Below are 17,780 nucleotides of genomic sequence, written 5' to 3'. Positions count from 1 at the left end.
ATGACGTGATGGGCCGGGTCAAAACGTCAGTCAAGATCATCGTTATCTGGCGTAAACCGCACTCGGACTTCCGTCCCTCCTTCGTCTCGCTGACGAATATCGCACTGGCCGTGCAAGCTGGCGGCGCGATCTTGCATGATTATCAGGCCGTAATGATTCGGCCGCTGACTGGCCTGACCGATCCCGCAACCGTTGTCGATGATTGACATAACGATATCACCACCCTCCGCCGTGACGCTGACAGCAGCTTTACTGGCATGAGCGTGCTTATAAATATTATTGAGTGCCTCACGAGCAATATTGACCATATGAATTGCTTGGTGGTCGGGAACGGCGCCTGAAGCTAAGTTAAAATCGAAAGTAATAGGCACACCGGCTCGCTCGCCGAACTCGTTGACCAGTGTTTGTAGTGCCGCTTGCAATGTGGCTGCATTCAATTTCAGACGAAATGTTGTCAGCAATTCGCGTAACTCGCGATAAGCAACATTCAGTTCATCGCGCATTTGCTGCACTAATAACTTACTGGGTTCGGGCAAATCCGGGGCCTGCATTTGCAAACAACTGATTTGTATCTTCAGGCAAGAGAGCGATTGGGCGATTGAGTCATGTAACTCACGTGCGATAGCGGAGCGTTCCTCCATCAGTAGTAATTGCTGTTGATGCCGCGCCTGACTTTCTAGCGCCAAAGTACTGGTCAACTGCTCAACTAACATATTCACCAGTTGCTGTTGATCAGAATTAAGCGGGTTATCTGATGGCAGCTTTGCCAGCAGCAAACCATATTGGCCAAGTTTATCACTCAGACTCCAACTCAGCGATTCACGTGAGGTGGTGTGGCTCACTACCGTTGTTGAACCACTAATGGTTAGCGGTGTAGGGCGATTTTGTGGTGGTAAATATTCTCCATCGGCATTATCAGCAAGATGGGCGCGATAGAGATGATTTTCATACAAACATATCTGCACATTTTCCAACGGCGTCAGGGCTTGTAATTGCTCAATAACCGGCACTAGACGTTCACTCAGCGGCTGGTGGGTATGCAGTTGACGGCTACTGTGATAGAGAAAGGCCAACACTTGGTTTTTTTGTTGTAAGTCGGCTGTTTTCTGGGCAACACGCTGTTCCAAGTCACTGTAAATTAATGACAACTCCTGCGACATTCGATTCAGTGCAGTACCCAACATCCCCATTTCATCTCGTTGATATGAAAGAGTGTAGCGCTTACTGAAATCCCCACGGCCAATCGCATTCGCCATTGAGATTAATTGCAGCCATGGACGCAATAAACGGCGGCGCAGATAGTAAATAGTTGCCAGTAGGAGCCCCAATGTCAGAACGATAAAGACTAACTGAATCATGGTGACGAGTAGGAGGCGCTGCTCGGTTTTATGGTCAATGGCGAGTACCAGCGCGTCAAGCTGGTGGACAAAATCTGCCACGCTGTTGGAGACATCATCGGGATGCTTGGCTTGCAACAGTTGCGGTTTTAACGTGTTTTGCCAGTAGCGCTCAATTTGCTGGTACTGGCTGGTTAAGCCTTCCCGCTGAAGGGCATGCTGTAAATCACTGCTGGTCTTGTCCTGCTCCAGTGCCGTCAAATAGGGCAGATCACGATTATCCAACGGCACCATTGAAAGTAACCGGTAGCTTTGCATGCGCAGCGAACCTGCTTTATTAATGGCATGTGCGTTACCCTGAATGCTTTGTGCCATCCATGACGAAATTGTCATGCCAGCGAGCCCTAGCATTCCCAGCAGTATCATCAGCAAAGCTATCTGATTAACCAATGGGATGAGATAACGTTTCATAAAGTGGAGTTCCTTTAGCCAATAAGCGTAGCGACCTTGCCGCGAATGAACGCTGATGGGGATGATGTCAATGAGACTTCATCCCGGCGGCAGTCATCATCATACGGAACAGCATCGAGACTGCCAATAACGCCAGCACACTAGCGCACCAGATAAGCAGCATCCAACCGAATTTTTTCCACCAAGGTGCTTTTACCTGTTCTAGGGGTTGGGAGGACGAGTGTGATTTCATCATTCAGTGATAACCCTGTTCGTGATTGATTTTCCCTCGAAAGACGTAATAGCTCCAGAAGGTGTAAACCAATATGATTGGAATAATAAAGAGCGCGCCAACCAGCATAAACCCCAGGCTTTGTGGCGGTGCTGCGGCCTGCCATAAGGTAATTGATGGTGGAATAAGGTAAGGCCAAATACTGATGCCCAAGCCGCTATACCCCAAAAACACGAGAAGCAGGGTCAGCAGGAAGGGAGCATAATGGCCGCCTTGATTGACTGAACGGAGCAATGACCCGCTGGCGAAAAGCACTAATATGGGCACGGGCAAAAACCAAAACAGATTGGGCAAGCTGAACCAACGTGCGGCAATTTGTGGATGTGTCAGCGGTGTCCATAGACTAATAACCGCAATAATTAATAACATCAGCAAAGTGAGTGGCGTAGCCAGTTTGTGCATTATCTGTTGTACATGACCCTCGGTTTTCATAATCAGCCAAGTGCATCCCAATAAGGCGTAAGCCGTGACAAGGCCTAAACCACAAAATAGAGCAAAGGGAGTCAACCAATCAAATGCTCCGCCACTGTAACTGCGCCCTGTGACGGGGAATCCATGAATGAAGGCACCAACAACCATTCCTTGTGTAAATGTGGCAACCAGTGAACCGCCAATAAAAGCTTTATCCCAGATATGCTGTTTTTCCGGGGTGGCTTTAAAACGGAATTCAAATGCCACGCCACGAAAAATCAGGCCTAACAGCATGAGAGTAAGTGGAATCGCCAGCGCATCCAAAATAACAGCATAGGCTAACGGGAAAGCCCCCAAGAGGGCGGCCCCCCCCAACACTAGCCAAGTTTCGTTGCCATCCCATACCGGGGCAACGCTGTTCATCATGAGATCACGGTCACGGCCATTTTTGACCAGCGGAAACAAAATCCCGATCCCTAAGTCAAAACCGTCCATAACCACATACATCATGGTGCTAAAGACGATAATGACAAACCAAATCAGTGGCAGATCAATGCCCATAATAAGCTCCTGTTTTTGGGCCTTTGCGAATGAGTCGCATCATGTAGGCGTAACCGACACCAAATACCGAACCATAGACCAAGATGAAGATAACCAAACTGATGCTCATATGTATTTCACCATGAGATGAAACGGCATCGCTGGTGCGCTGGAGGCCATAGACAATCCAGGGCTGGCGGCCCACTTCGGTGGTAAACCAGCCAGCTAGAATCGCAATCAGCCCTGATGGCCCCATCCACAAAACGAAATAGAGAAAGGGGCGAGATTGATACAATCCGCCACGCCAGCGCAGCCATAAGCTCCAAAAACCAGCTAAAATCATTAACATACCCAATCCAACCATGATGCGAAAAGACCAGAACACAATGGTTGAGTTGGGGCGATCTTCCGGTGGGAATGATTTCAGCGCTGGGATCTGTTTATCCAGACTGTGTGTCAGGATTAGACTTCCTAAGTAGGGGATTTTCAGCGCAAAGTGAGTTTTCTCCTGTTTCATATCCGGCCAGCCGAACAGAATTAGCGGGGTCGGTTCGCCGGGTTCATTTTCCCAATGACCTTCAATGGCTGCAATTTTAGCCGGCTGATATTCCAGCGTATTTAGCCCATGAGCATCACCAATAGCCGCTTGAAGTGGCGCAACAATCAGAGCCATCCACATCGCCATTGAGAGCATCTTTCGCATCGCAGGGGTATCGCGCTTGCGCAGCAAATGCCAAGCGGCAGAAGCGCCGACAAAAAATGCGGAGGCCAGAAAAGCAGCTGTCGACATGTGTAGCAGCCGGTAAGGGAATGAGGGGTTAAAGATCACTTTTAGCCAGTCAACGGGTACAACTTGCCCATTAATAACGTCGAAACCTTGAGGCGTCTGCATCCAACTGTTGGAGGCCAGAATCCAGAAGGTCGACATTAAGGTGCCCAATGCCACCATACAGGTGGCGAAGAAATGTAAACCGGGGCCGACGCGATTCCAACCAAACAGCATGACACCCAAAAAACCAGCCTCAAGGAAGAAGGCGGTTAGGACTTCGTAGGTTAACAATGGGCCGGTGATACTACCGGCAAACTCAGAAAAAAAGCTCCAGTTAGTGCCAAATTGATAGGCCATAACTAAACCAGAAACCACACCCATGCCAAAGTTTACGGCAAATATTTTTGACCAGAAATGATACAAACTGCGGTAATCCTCATTTTTGGTTTTTAGCCACAACCCTTCCAGTACCGCCAAAAAACTGGCGAGTCCGATAGTGATCGCAGGAAAGATGATATGGAATGAAATGGTGAAAGCGAATTGGATTCTGGCCAACTCAAGAGCGGTTAAGCCAAACATAGCGACCTCGCTGCAAACATGGTACTGCCTCATCAATCGATAAAATGAATCATGCGCACAGTCGTGACTTATTGGCGTCATTACTGGCGATTATTTCGGGGAGTGAACTTGGCAGATAGTTAACCATAAGTTAAAGTGGCTATAATAGTGACAATTAAATCAATCTTACCTATAACAGTTGGCCTATGACTCGATATGAACAGTTAGCGCAACAAATCCGGGCGCAAATACAGTCCAAGGTTTGGCAGGCAGGTGACAAACTGCCCTCATTGCGGGAAAGTTGTAAACAATCAGGTTTAAGTTTAATGACTGTGGTGCAGTCTTATCAGTTACTGGAAAGTCAGGGCTGGATCGTGGCGCGTCCGCAGTCGGGATATTATGTTGCTTCTCGTCCAACCCAATTGCCTCAGCCACAACGGGGTAAAAAACTGCATTTGGATGAACAGGTAGACATTAATACCTTTATTTTTGATGTGTTACAGGCCGGAAAAGATCCGGCAATTATGCCTTTTGGTTCGGCATTTCCAGACCCCAGTCTATTGTTGCAACCGCGTTTATCACGGGCGTTGGCCGGTGTCGCACGCAAAATATCACCGCAGAGTTCTGTGGCCAACTTACCTCCGGGCAATGAAAGTTTACGGCGCAATATTGCCCAGCGTTATGCCGCCAGTGGCATGAATGTTTCGCCAGAGGAAATTGTGATTACCGCAGGTGCGATGGAGTCATTGAGTCTCAGTTTGCAGGCAGTGACACAACCTGGAGATTGGGTGGTTATCGAGTCGCCTGCATTTTATGGCGCATTACAGGCGATAGAGCGTCTACGTTTAAAAGCCATTGCTATTACCACCCACCCGCAAAACGGGATAGACCTAGATGCGCTTGAGCAGGTGATTAGCCAGTACCCGATCAAAGCCTGCTGGTTGATGACACATTTTCAGAATCCATTGGGCTGTATGATGTCTTGGCCGCAGAAAAAACGGCTGGTGGCGCTGCTGCAACAGAATAATATTTCACTGATCGAAGACGACGTTTATGGTGAGCTGTATTTTGGTGCCGAGCGACCACTGCCGGCAAAAGCACTTGATCAACATCGGCAAATTCTGCACTGCTCGTCTTTTTCTAAATGTTTGGCACCGGGGTTTCGCGTGGGGTGGGTAGCGGCGGGAGAGCATGCACAGCGGATCCAGCATTTACAACTGATGAGTACCGTCTCGGCCAGTGTTCCTACACAATTGGCTATTGCCGATTACCTCAGCCAAGGGGGTTATGATATCCATCTGCGCCGTTTGCGCCGCATAATGGAACAGCGCTTAAATGCATTGCGTCAGACGGTGGTGGAACATTTTCCTAAAAACGTCAAAATTAGCCACCCGGCAGGGGGCTATTTCTTATGGGTGGAATTGGAACCCCCTTTTAATGCCAGTGAATTGTACCGGCGAGCATTGGCGCTGGGGGTCAGTATTGCACCGGGCAGGATGTTCACGACAGGCAGCCAATTTGATCACTGTTTTCGCCTGAATGCTTCCTTCGCTTGGTCAGAGCAAAGTGAAAAAGCCATTCGCATTTTGGCGCAACTCATTACTCAATTGACGGGAGAAACAGGGCACCGTTCTCGCTAATCAGCCGTTTATTTCTTCGCACTATGATGCTGGCTGCGCCCAGAAATGGCGTTAATGCCAGCATAATCTTCTGTTGATACCCTCGATTTCTTTCTGTTTGCGTTATGCATAAACAACCTTATTTCATTTTGCAACGCCACATTCCCCACAGCAGAAATGCACTTAATTGATGCGTTCACTGCTCATTTATAGGGCATGATAAAACTCTATTGTTATTTTTGTGTTGCTAAAGTGTGATCTGATAGAGCAAAAATCAAAATTGGCCTCAATTGCATATAATATCGAGAAAATCTACTGGATTGGGCAGTGTAACCGCTTAAATTCAGTATGAATGCTAGCCATGTGCATAATTATGCAATTTAAATTATTGTTTTAATGGAATTAATACATTCTATTCACATAGTGGCTGGTGTGGCACGAAAGCTGCTGTACACTTTATATCAGGTGAATATATTTCATTCTTCATTGTTAACAGAGTACGAGATTTTTGTTGGTGAGGACGATAATCCCGACAACCTTTCTCTCAACCCAATATTTACGCTGATTAAAGAGGCCAATATGGAACAGCCAATCCCGGTTACCCGACAGTCTTTTGATGAATGGATCGTCCCAACCTATGCTCCGGCAGATTTTATCGTGGTGCGCGGTGAAGGTGCGACGCTGTGGGATCAGCAGGGCAAATCTTATATCGATTTTGCCGGTGGCATTGCGGTCAATGCTCTGGGGCATGGGCATCCGGCGGTCAAAGCTGCATTGATTGAGCAAGCCGACAAAGTGTGGCATCTGGGGAATGGCTATACCAACGAGCCAGTATTGCGCTTGGCAAAACAACTGATTGACGCCACTTTCGCCGAGAAAGTGTTTTTCTGTAACTCAGGTGCTGAGGCCAATGAGGCAGCGCTGAAACTGGCACGCAAATATGCATTGGATAATTTTGCCAACAAACCGGGTCAGCAGGGTGAGAAGAACCAGATTGTTGCATTCAGAAATGCATTTCATGGCCGGACATTGTTTACCGTCTCGGCAGGGGGGCAGCCTAAATACTCGCAAGATTTCGCGCCATTACCGGGCGGTATCAGCCACGGTATTTTTAATGATTTAGCCTCCGCGGCAGCTCTGATTACAGACCAAACCTGCGCAGTGATTGTCGAGCCAATTCAGGGTGAAGGCGGTGTGTTACCCGCAGATAAAGAGTTTCTGCACAGTTTGCGGATGTTGTGTGATCAGCACAATGCCTTACTGATTTTTGATGAAGTGCAAACGGGTGTAGGTCGTACCGGAGAACTGTACGCTTACATGCACTATGGCGTCACTCCGGATGTATTGACCAGCGCTAAAGCACTCGGTGGTGGGTTCCCTATTGCGGCAATGCTGACGACAACAAAATATGCCAGTGCACTGAATGTTGGCAGCCATGGCACGACTTACGGCGGCAACCCACTAGCGTGCGCTGTCGCTGGAACTGTTCTTTCCCTTATTAATACCCCTGAAGTACTGCACGGAGTTAAAGAAAGGCATCAGTGGTTCTTGGATGGGCTGGCTGAAATCAATGCGCGGTACAAGGTATTTGAAGAAATACGTGGGCGGGGGTTGCTCATTGGTTGTGTGCTCAACAGCGATTATGCCGGTAAGTCAAAAGACATTATTCAGGCTGCCGCTCAACACGGGTTGATTGCCTTGATAGCCGGGCCAGATGTGGTGCGTTTTGCTCCGTCACTGATTATCTCTCAGGGCGATATTAACGAGGGCTTGGCCCGACTTGCCATAGGTATTGAGCAGGTCTGTCGTAAGACTAAGCCGTAACATTTATGCAGTAAGCAAGGGACCTTGAATATGATGATCATTCGCCCGGTAGAGCGCCGTGATTTAGCTGATATTCTGGAGTTGGCTGGAAAAACTGGCGTTGGCATGACCTCACTGCCACAAAATGAGCCCCATTTGGCGGCTAGGATTGAGCGCGCGTTAAATACTTGGCAAGGTTCTTTAGCGACGGGTGAACAGGGTTATCTGTTCGTATTGGAAGACAGCGAACGAGAAAAGGTGGTTGGCGTCAGTGCCATTGAAGTGGCGGTGGGGATGAATGACCCTTGGTATAATTTTCGTGTCGGGACATTGGTGCATGCCTCCAAAACGCTCAATGTGTACAAATCAGTACCGACCTTATTTCTAAGTAATGATCACACCGGTTATAGCGAACTTTGCACACTGTTTCTTGATCCTGAATATCGTAAGGATAAAAACGGTCCTTTCTTATCAAAAGTCCGATTCCTATTTATTGCGGCATTTCGCCAGTATTTCTCACGCAAAGTGATTGCCGAGATGCGAGGTTACACGGATGAGCAAGGCCGCTCTCCATTTTGGGAAAATGTTGGCCGTCACTTCTTCTCCATTGAGTTTGCCAAAGCAGATTACCTCAGTGGCACGGGTCAAAAAGCTTTTATTGCTGAATTGATGCCCAAGCACCCGCTGTATGTTGATTTCCTGGCGGAAGAAGCCCGTGCTGTGATAGGTCAAGTTCATCCCCATACCGCACCTGCACGAGCGGTGCTGGAAACGGAAGGCCTACAATATCAGGGGTATGTGGATATTTTTGACGGTGGGCCAACATTGGAAGCCAACACCGATGAAGTTCGGGCGGTGCGCGACAGCAGCAAGCGAACCGTGGTCATTGATGATATCGATATAGACCCAAGTGGCACGGCTTATTTAGTGGCTAATGACAGTTATCAATATTTCCGCTCAATATTGATTAACACTCACCTATCAGACGAATTACTGCATTTAACCACGGAAAATGCTGCTGCACTGGGTGTCGTTGCCGGTGATTCGGTTCGCATAGTCAGCCTTTTTGCTCCGGAGACAAGAAAATGACCCATCCTGCACTCTTTATTCAGGGGGAATGGCGCACTGGCAAAGGTGCTCATTTTGATAAACATGACCCTATAAACCAAACATTATTATGGCAAGCGCGAGCGGCAGACAGCGCCGATGTTGCCACTGCCTGCCAAGCGGCCAGAGATGCGTTCTCTGCATGGGCGCGCACGCCACTGGAACAGCGCGTAGCGCTAGTTCAAAAGTTTGCGACTTTACTTGAAAAGCACAAGCAGCAATTGGCACGCACAATTAGTCTCGAAACCAGCAAGCCGCACTGGGAAACGTTGACGGAAGTGCAGGCAATGATTGGAAAAGTGGCTATCTCATTGCAGGCCTATCAAGTTCGAACAGGGACCAGCCAAACCGCGATGGCGGATGGTATGTCAGTATTACGCCATCGACCACATGGTGTGTTAGCAGTATTTGGTCCTTACAATTTCCCTGGACATTTACCCAATGGGCATATTGTTCCTGCTCTGTTAGCCGGTAATACCGTGGTGTTCAAACCCAGTGAACTTACCCCGCTGACCGCAGAAGAAACCGTTAAATTATGGCAATTAGCCGGTCTTCCTGATGGGGTTATTAACTTAGTGCAAGGTGGGCGTGAGACCGGAGAAGCTCTGGCCGCTCAACCTGATATTGATGGTTTGCTGTTCACCGGCAGCGCCAATACCGGTTATCACTTACATCGCCAATTAGCAGGCCAGCCAGAAAAAATTCTGGCGTTGGAAATGGGCGGTAATAATGCATTGATTGTGGAGCAGATAACAGACTGTGATGCTGTCGTGAACCTTGCGATCCAGTCAGCGTTTATCTCTGCCGGTCAGCGCTGTACTTGTTCACGCCGCCTATTGGTCAAGATGGGCGCGGAAGGCGACGCCTTCTTACGGCGATTTATTGCGGTGGCTAAAGCATTGCGTATTGGTCCTTGGGATATGCAACCAGCCCCCTTTATGGGCGCGGTGATTTCATCTCCGGCAGCGGAAAAAATGTTGGCAGCGCAGCAACATTTAATCGAGCTTGGGGGCAAGCCATTATTGACCATGACTCGGCCTGATAGTCAAAGTGCTGTTTTGACTCCAGGCATCATTGAGATTACCGGCGTCAGCGGTGTTCCCGATGAGGAATATTTCGGGCCACTGGTGAGTGTCATTCGCTATACCGACTTCAACCAGGCGCTACAAATTGCTAACCAGACTCGATTTGGTTTAGCTATCGGATTGGTTTCAGAAGACCGCGACCAATTTGATCAACTGCTGCTAGAGGCTCGCGCCGGCATTGTTAACTGGAATAAACCTCTCACCGGAGCTTCTAGTGCCGCGCCGTTTGGCGGGGTTGGAGCCTCAGGTAATCACCGGCCAAGTGCATTCTATGCTGCAGATTATTGCGCTTGGCCAATGGCCTCATTGGAAAGCGAGAGTCTGACACTGCCTGCAACCTTATCGCCGGGCATTTCTTTTGATCTCCCCGATAGCCAATAGACCCATCACGGAGAACACGATGGCAGGATATGAAGTTAACTTTGATGGATTGGTCGGGCTGACACATCACTATGCTGGCTTGTCTTTTGGCAATGAAGCCTCAGCCAAATATCAAAACAACATTTCCAATCCCCGGTTGGCAGCAAAGCAGGGTTTACTGAAAATGAAAGCCTTGGCTGATTTAGGTTACCGACAAGGGGTGCTGCCGCCACAAGAGCGGCCAGCAATAAATGTTTTGCGCCAGCTCGGTTTTAGTGGTTCAGATGAGCAGGTATTAAGTGAGGTTGCGCGCAAATCTCCTCGTTTATTGTCTGCGGTAAGCTCCGCATCATCCATGTGGACTGCCAATGCAGCCACTGTTTCGCCCTCTGCCGACAGTGCGGATAGTCGTGTCCATTTCACTGTTGCCAATTTAAATAATAAGTTTCATCGGGCCATAGAAGTTGATACTACCGCCGAGATATTAAAAGGTATTTTCAATAACCATCGCCATTTTGTTCATCACGAAGCATTGCCGGGTGTCGAACTGTTTGGTGATGAGGGGGCTGCAAATCATAACCGTTTGGGCGGGGAGTATGACCAACCGGCAATTCAACTCTTTGTTTTTGGCCGCAAAGGGTTAGAAAGTGGGGCGACACCTAGCCGGTATCCAGCCCGCCAGACATTGGAAGCCAGTGAAGCGGTTGCACGTTTACACCTGCTAAAGCCTGAGCAGACGGTTTTTGTACAACAGAATCCGGCGGTGATCGATCAAGGCGTATTCCACAATGATGTTATCGCTGTCAGCAATAAAAATGTGCTGTTCCATCATCAACATGCATTTGTACCCGATATTCAGGTTATGGACGATATTCGCCATAAGATGGCGAGTATTGAGCAACAATTGATCACGATTGAAGTGCCTGCTGCTCAAGTGTCAGTTGCAGAGTCGGTCTCAACTTATTTATTTAACAGTCAGTTGCTGAGCAAACCGAATGGCAAAATGTTATTGGTTATTCCACAAGAATCGCAAGAAAGCCCCGCAGTATGGCGATATCTGTCTGAATTAATAAACAGTGGCGGGCCGATTGATGAAGTCAGGGTATTCGATTTGCGTGAAAGTATGCGCAATGGTGGTGGGCCTGCCTGCCTGCGATTGCGTGTTGCACTAAGTGACACGGAACTACAGGCGGTTAATAGCCGGGTTATGATGACGTCAGCGTTGTTTGTAACGCTAAATAATTGGGTCGATCAGCATTATCGTGACCACTTGCAGTTTAAGGATTTAGCTGATCCGCAGCTCTTGCAGGAAGGGCGGCAAGCATTGGATGAACTGACAAGAATACTCAACCTCGGTTCGATATATCCGTTTCAGCGTTGCTAACCGCAAGAACTGTCATTCAGCGGCCTGCACCGCACAAATATTTGGGAAAGGATGATGATGCTAGATTTCCTGTCGGTCACCTTATCGGGTCATCCACCGCCAGTTACCGGTGGTGAAACGGCAAACCTTGAATGGCAATGGATCGAGGACGGAGTATTCATGCTCACGCCTCGTCGTGGTCACACGCAGTCGGTGGTGCTATCGGCGGGTATCCATGGAAATGAAACCGCGCCGATTGAGATTCTCAACCAATTGGTATCAGATTTGTTAACTGGAAAATTATTGTTAGCAATACGTCTATTGGTGATATTAGGGAATCCGCCAGCAATAAAAGTGGGGGAGCGCTATCTCACTGCTGATATCAATCGTATGTTTGGTGGGCGTCATCAGAATTACCCACCTTGTGACGAAACGCGACGAGCCGAAACTCTTGAGCAAAAGGTAATTGAGTTTTTTGCCGCAGACCCTCATTCAACCCGGTTGCATTATGATTTACATACGGCAATTCGCGCCTCTCACCATACCCGTTTTGGGTTGCTTCCTTATCAACCAACACCCTACTCATCGACCATGTTACGTTGGCTACAGGATATTGAATTGGATGCATTGGTTATGCACACCTCGGCGGGGGGGACATTTGCTCATTTCAGTAGCGAGCATTGCCAGGCAGCGAGCTGTACCTTGGAGCTGGGTAAAGCGCTGCCTTTTGGTAAAAATCAACTTGAGCAATTTAGCATGATAATCGCAGGGTTACGTGCTGTTGCCTGTGGTGGACAACTGCCAGAGCGGACTTCTGGCTCAATGAAATTTTATCGTGTTGTGAAATCGCTACTCAAAAAACATCCAGATTTTAAATTGTGGGTATCAGATGATACGGTGAACTTTACCCGCTTTAAGCAAGGTACATTAATGGCGGAACAACTGAGTGAGGTTTATCGGGTTGAACATGAATACGAGTGGATTTTATTTCCCAACCCGCGAGTTGCTTTAGGATTACGAGCTGGGATCATGTTGGTGCAAATGGACGGAAGTGAACTGCCAAAATCATAAGTAAGATGATATGACGAATACACCCACTGATAGTTACCTTAGTTAATATAACTAAAGAAAATTCTACTTAAGTTAAATTTGAAGTTATATATCGTATTTTACAAACAAAAAATGAGCTACTCACCATAATAGCTCATTTTTTCTTCTTAAGATTAAAGATTATCTTATTGAGTTTTTTATAAATCACACATCGTTGATTTAAATCCATCTAATTCCTCAAGCACTAAAGACTTACTTTTTATAAACCTATTAATGACATTGATGCTTTGTTTTTATCATTGCACCAAATGTGACATCCATCTCTATGGTGTTTGTATTTTAAATAGTCAATTAATTACTTTGGATATATAAAAAACGCATTGGATTTGTGATATCAGCTGCATTTTACAAATCTAATCATCCAACAGAACAAAAAAGAAACAAATTGAAATGACTTTGCACTGATTTGGTGCTATTGCACTGTTTTGGTTATATGTAATTACTTAAAAATTCATTTAATCAAAGGGTTATGAATAGTTCCGTAAAAAACATTTTGTTACAATTGATTACCTATTTATACCTATATATCTTCAATTTTACCGTTTTAACTTTTCGTGCTTAGTGATAATGTCTACTCGCTTTACAAAGACAGGTAATTATAAAAAATTAAAAGTTAACTTTTATGAGGCTAAATAATTAATTTAGTCCGCGGGTTAATTTTATTAAAATTTAAAGGAAAAATAATGATGAAGCGCAGTGTGCTGGCCTTAGCGGTCGCCTTGAGTATGGTTCCAGCTCTTTCAAACGCAGCAGAGATTTATAATAAAGACGGCAATAAGTTGGACCTGTATGGTCGCGTAGCCGCTAAATACCTTTTCTCAAACCATAATAATGCCGATGACACTTATGTGCGTTTTGGTTTTAAAGGTGAAACTCAAATCAATAGCCAACTGACCGGTTTTGGTCAGTGGGAATATAACGTTGCAGCAAAAAACGCTGAATCTCAGGGCGACAAAGGCAATAAAACGCGTCTGGGTTTTGCAGGTTTGAAATTTGCTGAATTTGGCTCTTTTGATTATGGCCGTAACTATGGCGTAGTTTACGATGCGCTGGCTTATACCGATATGTTGCCAGAGTTCGGTGGCGATTCAATCGCTTATACCGATAACTACATGACTGGTCGTTCAACCGGTTTGGCAACTTACCGTAACTCTGATTTCTTCGGTTTAGTGAAAGGTCTGAACGTTGCCGCTCAGTATCAAGGCCGTAACGACGAGGGTGACGCTGCTGATAATGGGCGTGCAATTCAGAAAGCCAACGGCGACGGTTTCGGTTTGTCTGTTGATTATCAAGATATCGAAGGTAGTGGTGTTGGTTTCGTTGCCGCATTCTCTTCTTCCAACCGTACCTTAGGTCAGAAAACACTGGCTAACAGTGCTACCGGTGATAAAGCTCAGGCTTGGGCTACTGCATTGAAATATGATGCAAACCAAGTTTATCTGGCAGCGATGTATGGTGAAACGCTGAACATGACCCCTTATAAAGCGCTGATTGCCAACAAAACCCAGAACGTAGAATTGGTTGCTCAGTATCAATTCGAAAATGGTCTGCGCCCGTCAATCGCTTATGTTCAGTCTAAAGGTAAAGACTTGGCCGTGGTGGGGGATGCAGACCTGCTGAAATATGCAGAAGTTGGTGTAACTTACTACATCAACAAAAACATGTTTGCCTATGTTGACTACCAGATTAACTTGCTGGATGAAGACAACAACCCATTGGGTCTGGGTACAGATGATACTGTTGCAGTTAACTTGACTTATCGTTTCTAAGTTGATGTAAGCATTAAATATTACCCTTTTCTGTGTCGGAATTAGGTGAATTGAAAAAGGCGGGGATAACCCCGCCTTTTTGTATTTCATACTATTCATAATGCTAACGGTGAGGGACGCGTCGCATATTATTGTGAGTATTGTTCTTCACCCCATTTCAACATGGTATTGATTATCTTATGGAGTAATTGTTGTAAATGCGTAGCACGCTCAGGCAAATAAGAATAGGGTTGAGTCTCAGACATGTAGTTTAATTGCGCTAATTCAAGCTGCACTGCATGTTGATGGTTTTGTGGTTGGCCGTACGCTCGCGTTATATAACCGCCCTTAAAACGACCATTTAACACATGGCTAAATGTTGATTGATTCTCGCAGCACTCAATCAGTTGCTCACTTAATGATGCCGAGCAACTGGCACCACTGTTGGTACCAAAATTCAAATCAGGTAGTTGCCCGTCAAATAATCGTGGGATAACCGATGCAATTGAGTGCGCATCTAACAATAGCGCATAACCAAAGTCAGCTTTAATCCTAGCTAACTCTAATTGAAGTTGCTGATGATAAGGACGCCAGATGTATTGCAAATAGGATTGCCGCTCCTGCGGTGGCGGTGTTTTGCCCGGCATAAAACAAGGTTGTCCATCAAACAGTGTTTCTGGGAATAAACCGGTAGTTGCAGTCGTGTAAAGTGGCTGGTTATCCTCAGGGCGGTTTAGGTCGACCACCAGACGAGAGTAATGGCCAATCACCATACTTGCTCCAATGTGCTGGGCAAAGTCATAGAGGCGAGGAATATGCCAATCGGTATCACATAGGGAACGGGCCGCATCTGTTAGACCTGCTTCAACGGTAGGGGTCAACCGGGTTCCTGCATGTGGAATACTGATCAATAAAGGTAGTTTACCTGCATGGAAACTCAAAGGGTCAGTGAAATTCATTGGCGAACGTCTCCTTGAAAAACAACAGAAACAGGTAATTGACCACCGAGCCAATAAGCCAATTCGGCAGGGCGAGATAATGGCCAATGAATCCAGTTAGCCAATTTGCCAGTTTCAAGTGTGCCCTGAGAATCATGCAGTCCTAAAGCTTGAGCTGCATGACAAGTGACTCCCGCCAATGCTTCTTCAGGTGTCATCCGGAATAATGTACACGCCATATTGAGCATTAAACGCAAAGAAAGCGTGGGCGATGTTCCGGGATTAGCATCACTGGCTAATGCCATGGGGACGTTATATTGGCGAAAGAGTTCAATGGGCGGACATTGTGTTTCCCGCAATAAATAATAGGCTCCCGGTAGTAATACCGCGGTAGTGCCGGCGTTTCCCATCGCCTGAATATCTGACTCGGTTGCATATTCAAGATGATCAGCAGACATGGCGCTATATTTGGCCGCCAGAGTACTGCCATGGAGAGAAGAAAGTTGTTCAGCATGTAATTTGATAGGCAAGCCGGCAAGACGTGCAGCTAAAAATACGCGCTCAACTTGCGCGGGAGAGAATGCCAGATGTTCGCAAAATGCATCAACAGCGTCGGCCAATCCTTCCTCGGCAACCTGTGGAATAATCGTATTGCACACATAATCGATATAGTCATCAGCTCGACCTGCATATTCAGGAGGGAGAGCATGTGCCGCCAGACAGGTTGTTTTTACGGTAATGGGCAATAACTCGCCTAACTTGCGAGCAACACGCAGCATTTTTATTTCACTTTCAAGACTGAGGCCGTAACCGGATTTAATTTCAATACAGGTAACGCCTTCGGCGAGTAGTGGTTTTAGGCGAAACAAGGCTTGTTCCAACAATTGTTGTTCGCTGGTGTCACGTGTCGCTTTGACTGTTGACACAATGCCTCCACCATTGGCTGCAATCTCAGCATAGCTCACGCCATTGAGGCGCTGTTCGAATTCAGCGCTGCGATCACCACCAAAAACCAAATGGGTATGGCAATCAATGAATCCGGGGGTAATCAGGCCACCTTGATAGATGACCTCACGTGAAGCGCAGATTGACGGTAACTCATTATACGGCCCAATCCAGACTATTTTGCCGTCAGTAACCGCCATGACTCCCTGCGGTATCAGGTGATACTTCCCGCCGCGCATGGTCACGATGTCGGCACCATACCACAGACTGTCACAGTGAATTGTTGACACCATCTGACCCCCTTAGAATGTACAGCAATAAGTTGTATATACAATTATGGACAACCTAGCGCATAAATTCACTATCGGCAAGATAGGGATTTAAACAATTGCGTAACACTTCGCAGTTCTTGCAGAGAAATAAAATTGTTCAGGACGACACGGTACCTTGTGCGGTAAAACGACCATAGAGTTGGTAGCGAGCACCCGGATAGAGCAGTTGAGCAGCTGTGACAATAGCTTTTCCATACCAAGTTCTACGGCGGATCAATAGGCAGGGTTCGTATTCACTTAATTGCAACAACTGGCGCTCAATCAGAGTTGGTATCACGGCTTCAACAATATGCTCACCTTCAGTCAGTGGGGCGGCTTGGGTGAGATAGCTGTAAGGGGTGATTTGATTGAAATCCTGCTTCATATAATCGGGTGCAGTACTTGGATTGACACAACGATTTTCAACTTGGATGGGGATGTCATTTTCATAATGAACTATTTGTGAATAGAACAGCTGTTGCCCGGGTTGCAAACCTAAAGCAACGGCTTCTTCTGCGCTTGCTGGGCGTGCCTCTAGTTGCAGAATTTTACTGCTGTGGCGATGACCCCGCGAGGTTATTTCATCAGCAATATTATGGACTTCGAGTAAGGCACTGTGCGCCTTTGCCTCTGCAACAAAGGTGCCCACACCTTGCATGCGAATGAGAAAACCTTCATTAGTGAGTTCACGTAGCGCCCGGTTGATAGTCATGCGACTGACACCTAACTCGGCAACAAGCTCACTTTCTGACGGGACTCGTTGATGTGGTTGCCAGATTCCAGTTTTGATCTGGCGGATGATGGCCAACTTCACCCGCTGGTAAATTGGCGCAGGAATATCGTCCATTGCGGCACTTAATTGTAGAACCGTTGGTTGTTCCGCCACGGCGTTAACCTCGTCAAATAAGAAGATTTATAGGGTAAGTCTACGGTTGAATTTAGCCAGTGTATATGTATATACAAGTAAGTGATTTAATTAATTGACGCAGCTGCTGTTCAGCGCGTTTGACTCTTTACAAAATATTGGGATATCG

Annotated in this window: 14 protein-coding genes; 7 read left to right on the top strand and 7 right to left on the bottom strand. The window is 46.9% G+C overall.

Features of this window, described 5'->3' with window-relative positions; all coding sequences use genetic code 11:
• Nucleotides 1-26: 26 nt before the first annotated feature.
• From narX to ACIOG0_RS12605, 4 genes are all read right to left on the bottom strand, one after another.
• Complete coding sequence (gene narX / locus ACIOG0_RS12620; protein WP_050098253.1) at nt 27-1,808, bottom strand: nitrate/nitrite two-component system sensor histidine kinase NarX; 1,782 nt, start codon at nt 1,806-1,808, stop codon at nt 27-29.
• A 67-nt stretch (nt 1,809-1,875) separates the two neighbouring features.
• A complete protein-coding gene (locus ACIOG0_RS12615) occupies nt 1,876-2,043 on the bottom strand; it encodes a DUF2474 domain-containing protein (RefSeq protein WP_072086549.1) in 168 nt (55 codons plus the stop codon).
• A complete protein-coding gene (cydB, locus tag ACIOG0_RS12610; protein ID WP_050098252.1) occupies nt 2,044-3,051 on the bottom strand; it encodes a cytochrome d ubiquinol oxidase subunit II in 1,008 nt (335 codons plus the stop codon).
• Complete coding sequence (locus ACIOG0_RS12605) at nt 3,041-4,378, bottom strand: cytochrome ubiquinol oxidase subunit I (protein ID WP_128451005.1); 1,338 nt, start codon at nt 4,376-4,378, stop codon at nt 3,041-3,043. The genes cydB and ACIOG0_RS12605 overlap by 11 nt, the downstream gene beginning before the upstream one ends.
• 185 nt (nt 4,379-4,563) lie before the next feature.
• Here ACIOG0_RS12605 and ACIOG0_RS12600 point away from each other — a divergent pair, with 185 nt between their 5' ends.
• The 7 genes from ACIOG0_RS12600 to ACIOG0_RS12570 all read left to right on the top strand — a co-directional run bounded on the left by ACIOG0_RS12600 (nt 4,564) and on the right by ACIOG0_RS12570 (nt 14,573).
• Entirely contained in the window at nt 4,564-5,997 is a 1,434-nt protein-coding gene (locus ACIOG0_RS12600; RefSeq protein ID WP_128451004.1) for a PLP-dependent aminotransferase family protein, read from the top strand.
• 558 nt (nt 5,998-6,555) lie between these two features.
• A complete protein-coding gene (locus ACIOG0_RS12595) occupies nt 6,556-7,800 on the top strand; it encodes an aspartate aminotransferase family protein (protein ID WP_128451003.1) in 1,245 nt (414 codons plus the stop codon).
• A gap of 30 nt (nt 7,801-7,830) precedes the next feature.
• A complete protein-coding gene (astA, locus tag ACIOG0_RS12590) occupies nt 7,831-8,868 on the top strand; it encodes an arginine N-succinyltransferase (protein ID WP_087770294.1) in 1,038 nt (345 codons plus the stop codon).
• Entirely contained in the window at nt 8,865-10,352 is a 1,488-nt protein-coding gene (gene astD, locus ACIOG0_RS12585) for a succinylglutamate-semialdehyde dehydrogenase (RefSeq protein WP_050098248.1), read from the top strand. Before astA ends, astD begins: the two co-directional genes overlap by 4 nt.
• A 19-nt stretch (nt 10,353-10,371) precedes the next feature.
• Complete coding sequence (gene astB / locus ACIOG0_RS12580) at nt 10,372-11,715, top strand: N-succinylarginine dihydrolase (RefSeq protein WP_128451002.1); 1,344 nt, start codon at nt 10,372-10,374, stop codon at nt 11,713-11,715.
• Between the two features lie 57 nt (nt 11,716-11,772).
• Entirely contained in the window at nt 11,773-12,765 is a 993-nt protein-coding gene (astE, locus tag ACIOG0_RS12575) for a succinylglutamate desuccinylase (RefSeq protein ID WP_050098246.1), read from the top strand.
• Nucleotides 12,766-13,487: 722 nt separating this feature from the next.
• A complete protein-coding gene (locus ACIOG0_RS12570; protein ID WP_050098245.1) occupies nt 13,488-14,573 on the top strand; it encodes a porin in 1,086 nt (361 codons plus the stop codon).
• A 128-nt stretch (nt 14,574-14,701) separates the two neighbouring features.
• On the opposite strand, the gene hutG is transcribed toward ACIOG0_RS12570, so the two are convergent.
• The 3 genes from hutG to hutC all read right to left on the bottom strand — a co-directional run bounded on the left by hutG (nt 14,702) and on the right by hutC (nt 17,632).
• Complete coding sequence (gene hutG / locus ACIOG0_RS12565) at nt 14,702-15,511, bottom strand: N-formylglutamate deformylase (protein WP_128451000.1); 810 nt, start codon at nt 15,509-15,511, stop codon at nt 14,702-14,704.
• Nucleotides 15,508-16,728, bottom strand: a complete 1,221-nt coding sequence (gene hutI / locus ACIOG0_RS12560; RefSeq protein WP_128450999.1) for an imidazolonepropionase — start codon at nt 16,726-16,728, stop codon at nt 15,508-15,510. The genes hutG and hutI overlap by 4 nt, the downstream gene beginning before the upstream one ends.
• Nucleotides 16,729-16,864: 136 nt before the next feature.
• Nucleotides 16,865-17,632, bottom strand: coding sequence for a histidine utilization repressor (gene hutC / locus ACIOG0_RS12555; protein WP_050098242.1), 768 nt, complete (start codon nt 17,630-17,632; stop codon nt 16,865-16,867).
• Nucleotides 17,633-17,780 lie beyond the last annotated feature (148 nt).

Origin of the sequence: Yersinia vastinensis (assembly GCF_044905075.1) — a bacterium.
In the GTDB taxonomy this organism is placed as follows: domain Bacteria; phylum Pseudomonadota; class Gammaproteobacteria; order Enterobacterales; family Enterobacteriaceae; genus Yersinia; species Yersinia vastinensis.
The sequence above is the reverse complement of the archived record's forward strand: the minus strand, read 5'-3'. Positions and strand labels throughout refer to the sequence as shown.

Bases quoted from the DNA above. Each gene is read 5' to 3' on its own strand.
- narX (WP_050098253.1), bottom strand. From the start codon at position 1,808: ATGAAACGTTATCTCATCCCATTGGTTAATCAGATAGCTTTGCTGATG.
- ACIOG0_RS12615 (WP_072086549.1), bottom strand. From the start codon at position 2,043: ATGATGAAATCACACTCGTCCTCCCAACCCCTAGAACAGGTAAAAGCA.
- cydB (WP_050098252.1), bottom strand. From the start codon at position 3,051: ATGGGCATTGATCTGCCACTGATTTGGTTTGTCATTATCGTCTTTAGC.
- ACIOG0_RS12605 (WP_128451005.1), bottom strand. From the start codon at position 4,378: ATGTTTGGCTTAACCGCTCTTGAGTTGGCCAGAATCCAATTCGCTTTC.
- ACIOG0_RS12600 (WP_128451004.1), top strand. From the start codon at position 4,564: ATGACTCGATATGAACAGTTAGCGCAACAAATCCGGGCGCAAATACAG.
- ACIOG0_RS12595 (WP_128451003.1), top strand. From the start codon at position 6,556: ATGGAACAGCCAATCCCGGTTACCCGACAGTCTTTTGATGAATGGATC.
- astA (WP_087770294.1), top strand. From the start codon at position 7,831: ATGATGATCATTCGCCCGGTAGAGCGCCGTGATTTAGCTGATATTCTG.
- astD (WP_050098248.1), top strand. From the start codon at position 8,865: ATGACCCATCCTGCACTCTTTATTCAGGGGGAATGGCGCACTGGCAAA.
- astB (WP_128451002.1), top strand. From the start codon at position 10,372: ATGGCAGGATATGAAGTTAACTTTGATGGATTGGTCGGGCTGACACAT.
- astE (WP_050098246.1), top strand. From the start codon at position 11,773: ATGCTAGATTTCCTGTCGGTCACCTTATCGGGTCATCCACCGCCAGTT.
- ACIOG0_RS12570 (WP_050098245.1), top strand. From the start codon at position 13,488: ATGATGAAGCGCAGTGTGCTGGCCTTAGCGGTCGCCTTGAGTATGGTT.
- hutG (WP_128451000.1), bottom strand. From the start codon at position 15,511: ATGAATTTCACTGACCCTTTGAGTTTCCATGCAGGTAAACTACCTTTA.
- hutI (WP_128450999.1), bottom strand. From the start codon at position 16,728: ATGGTGTCAACAATTCACTGTGACAGTCTGTGGTATGGTGCCGACATC.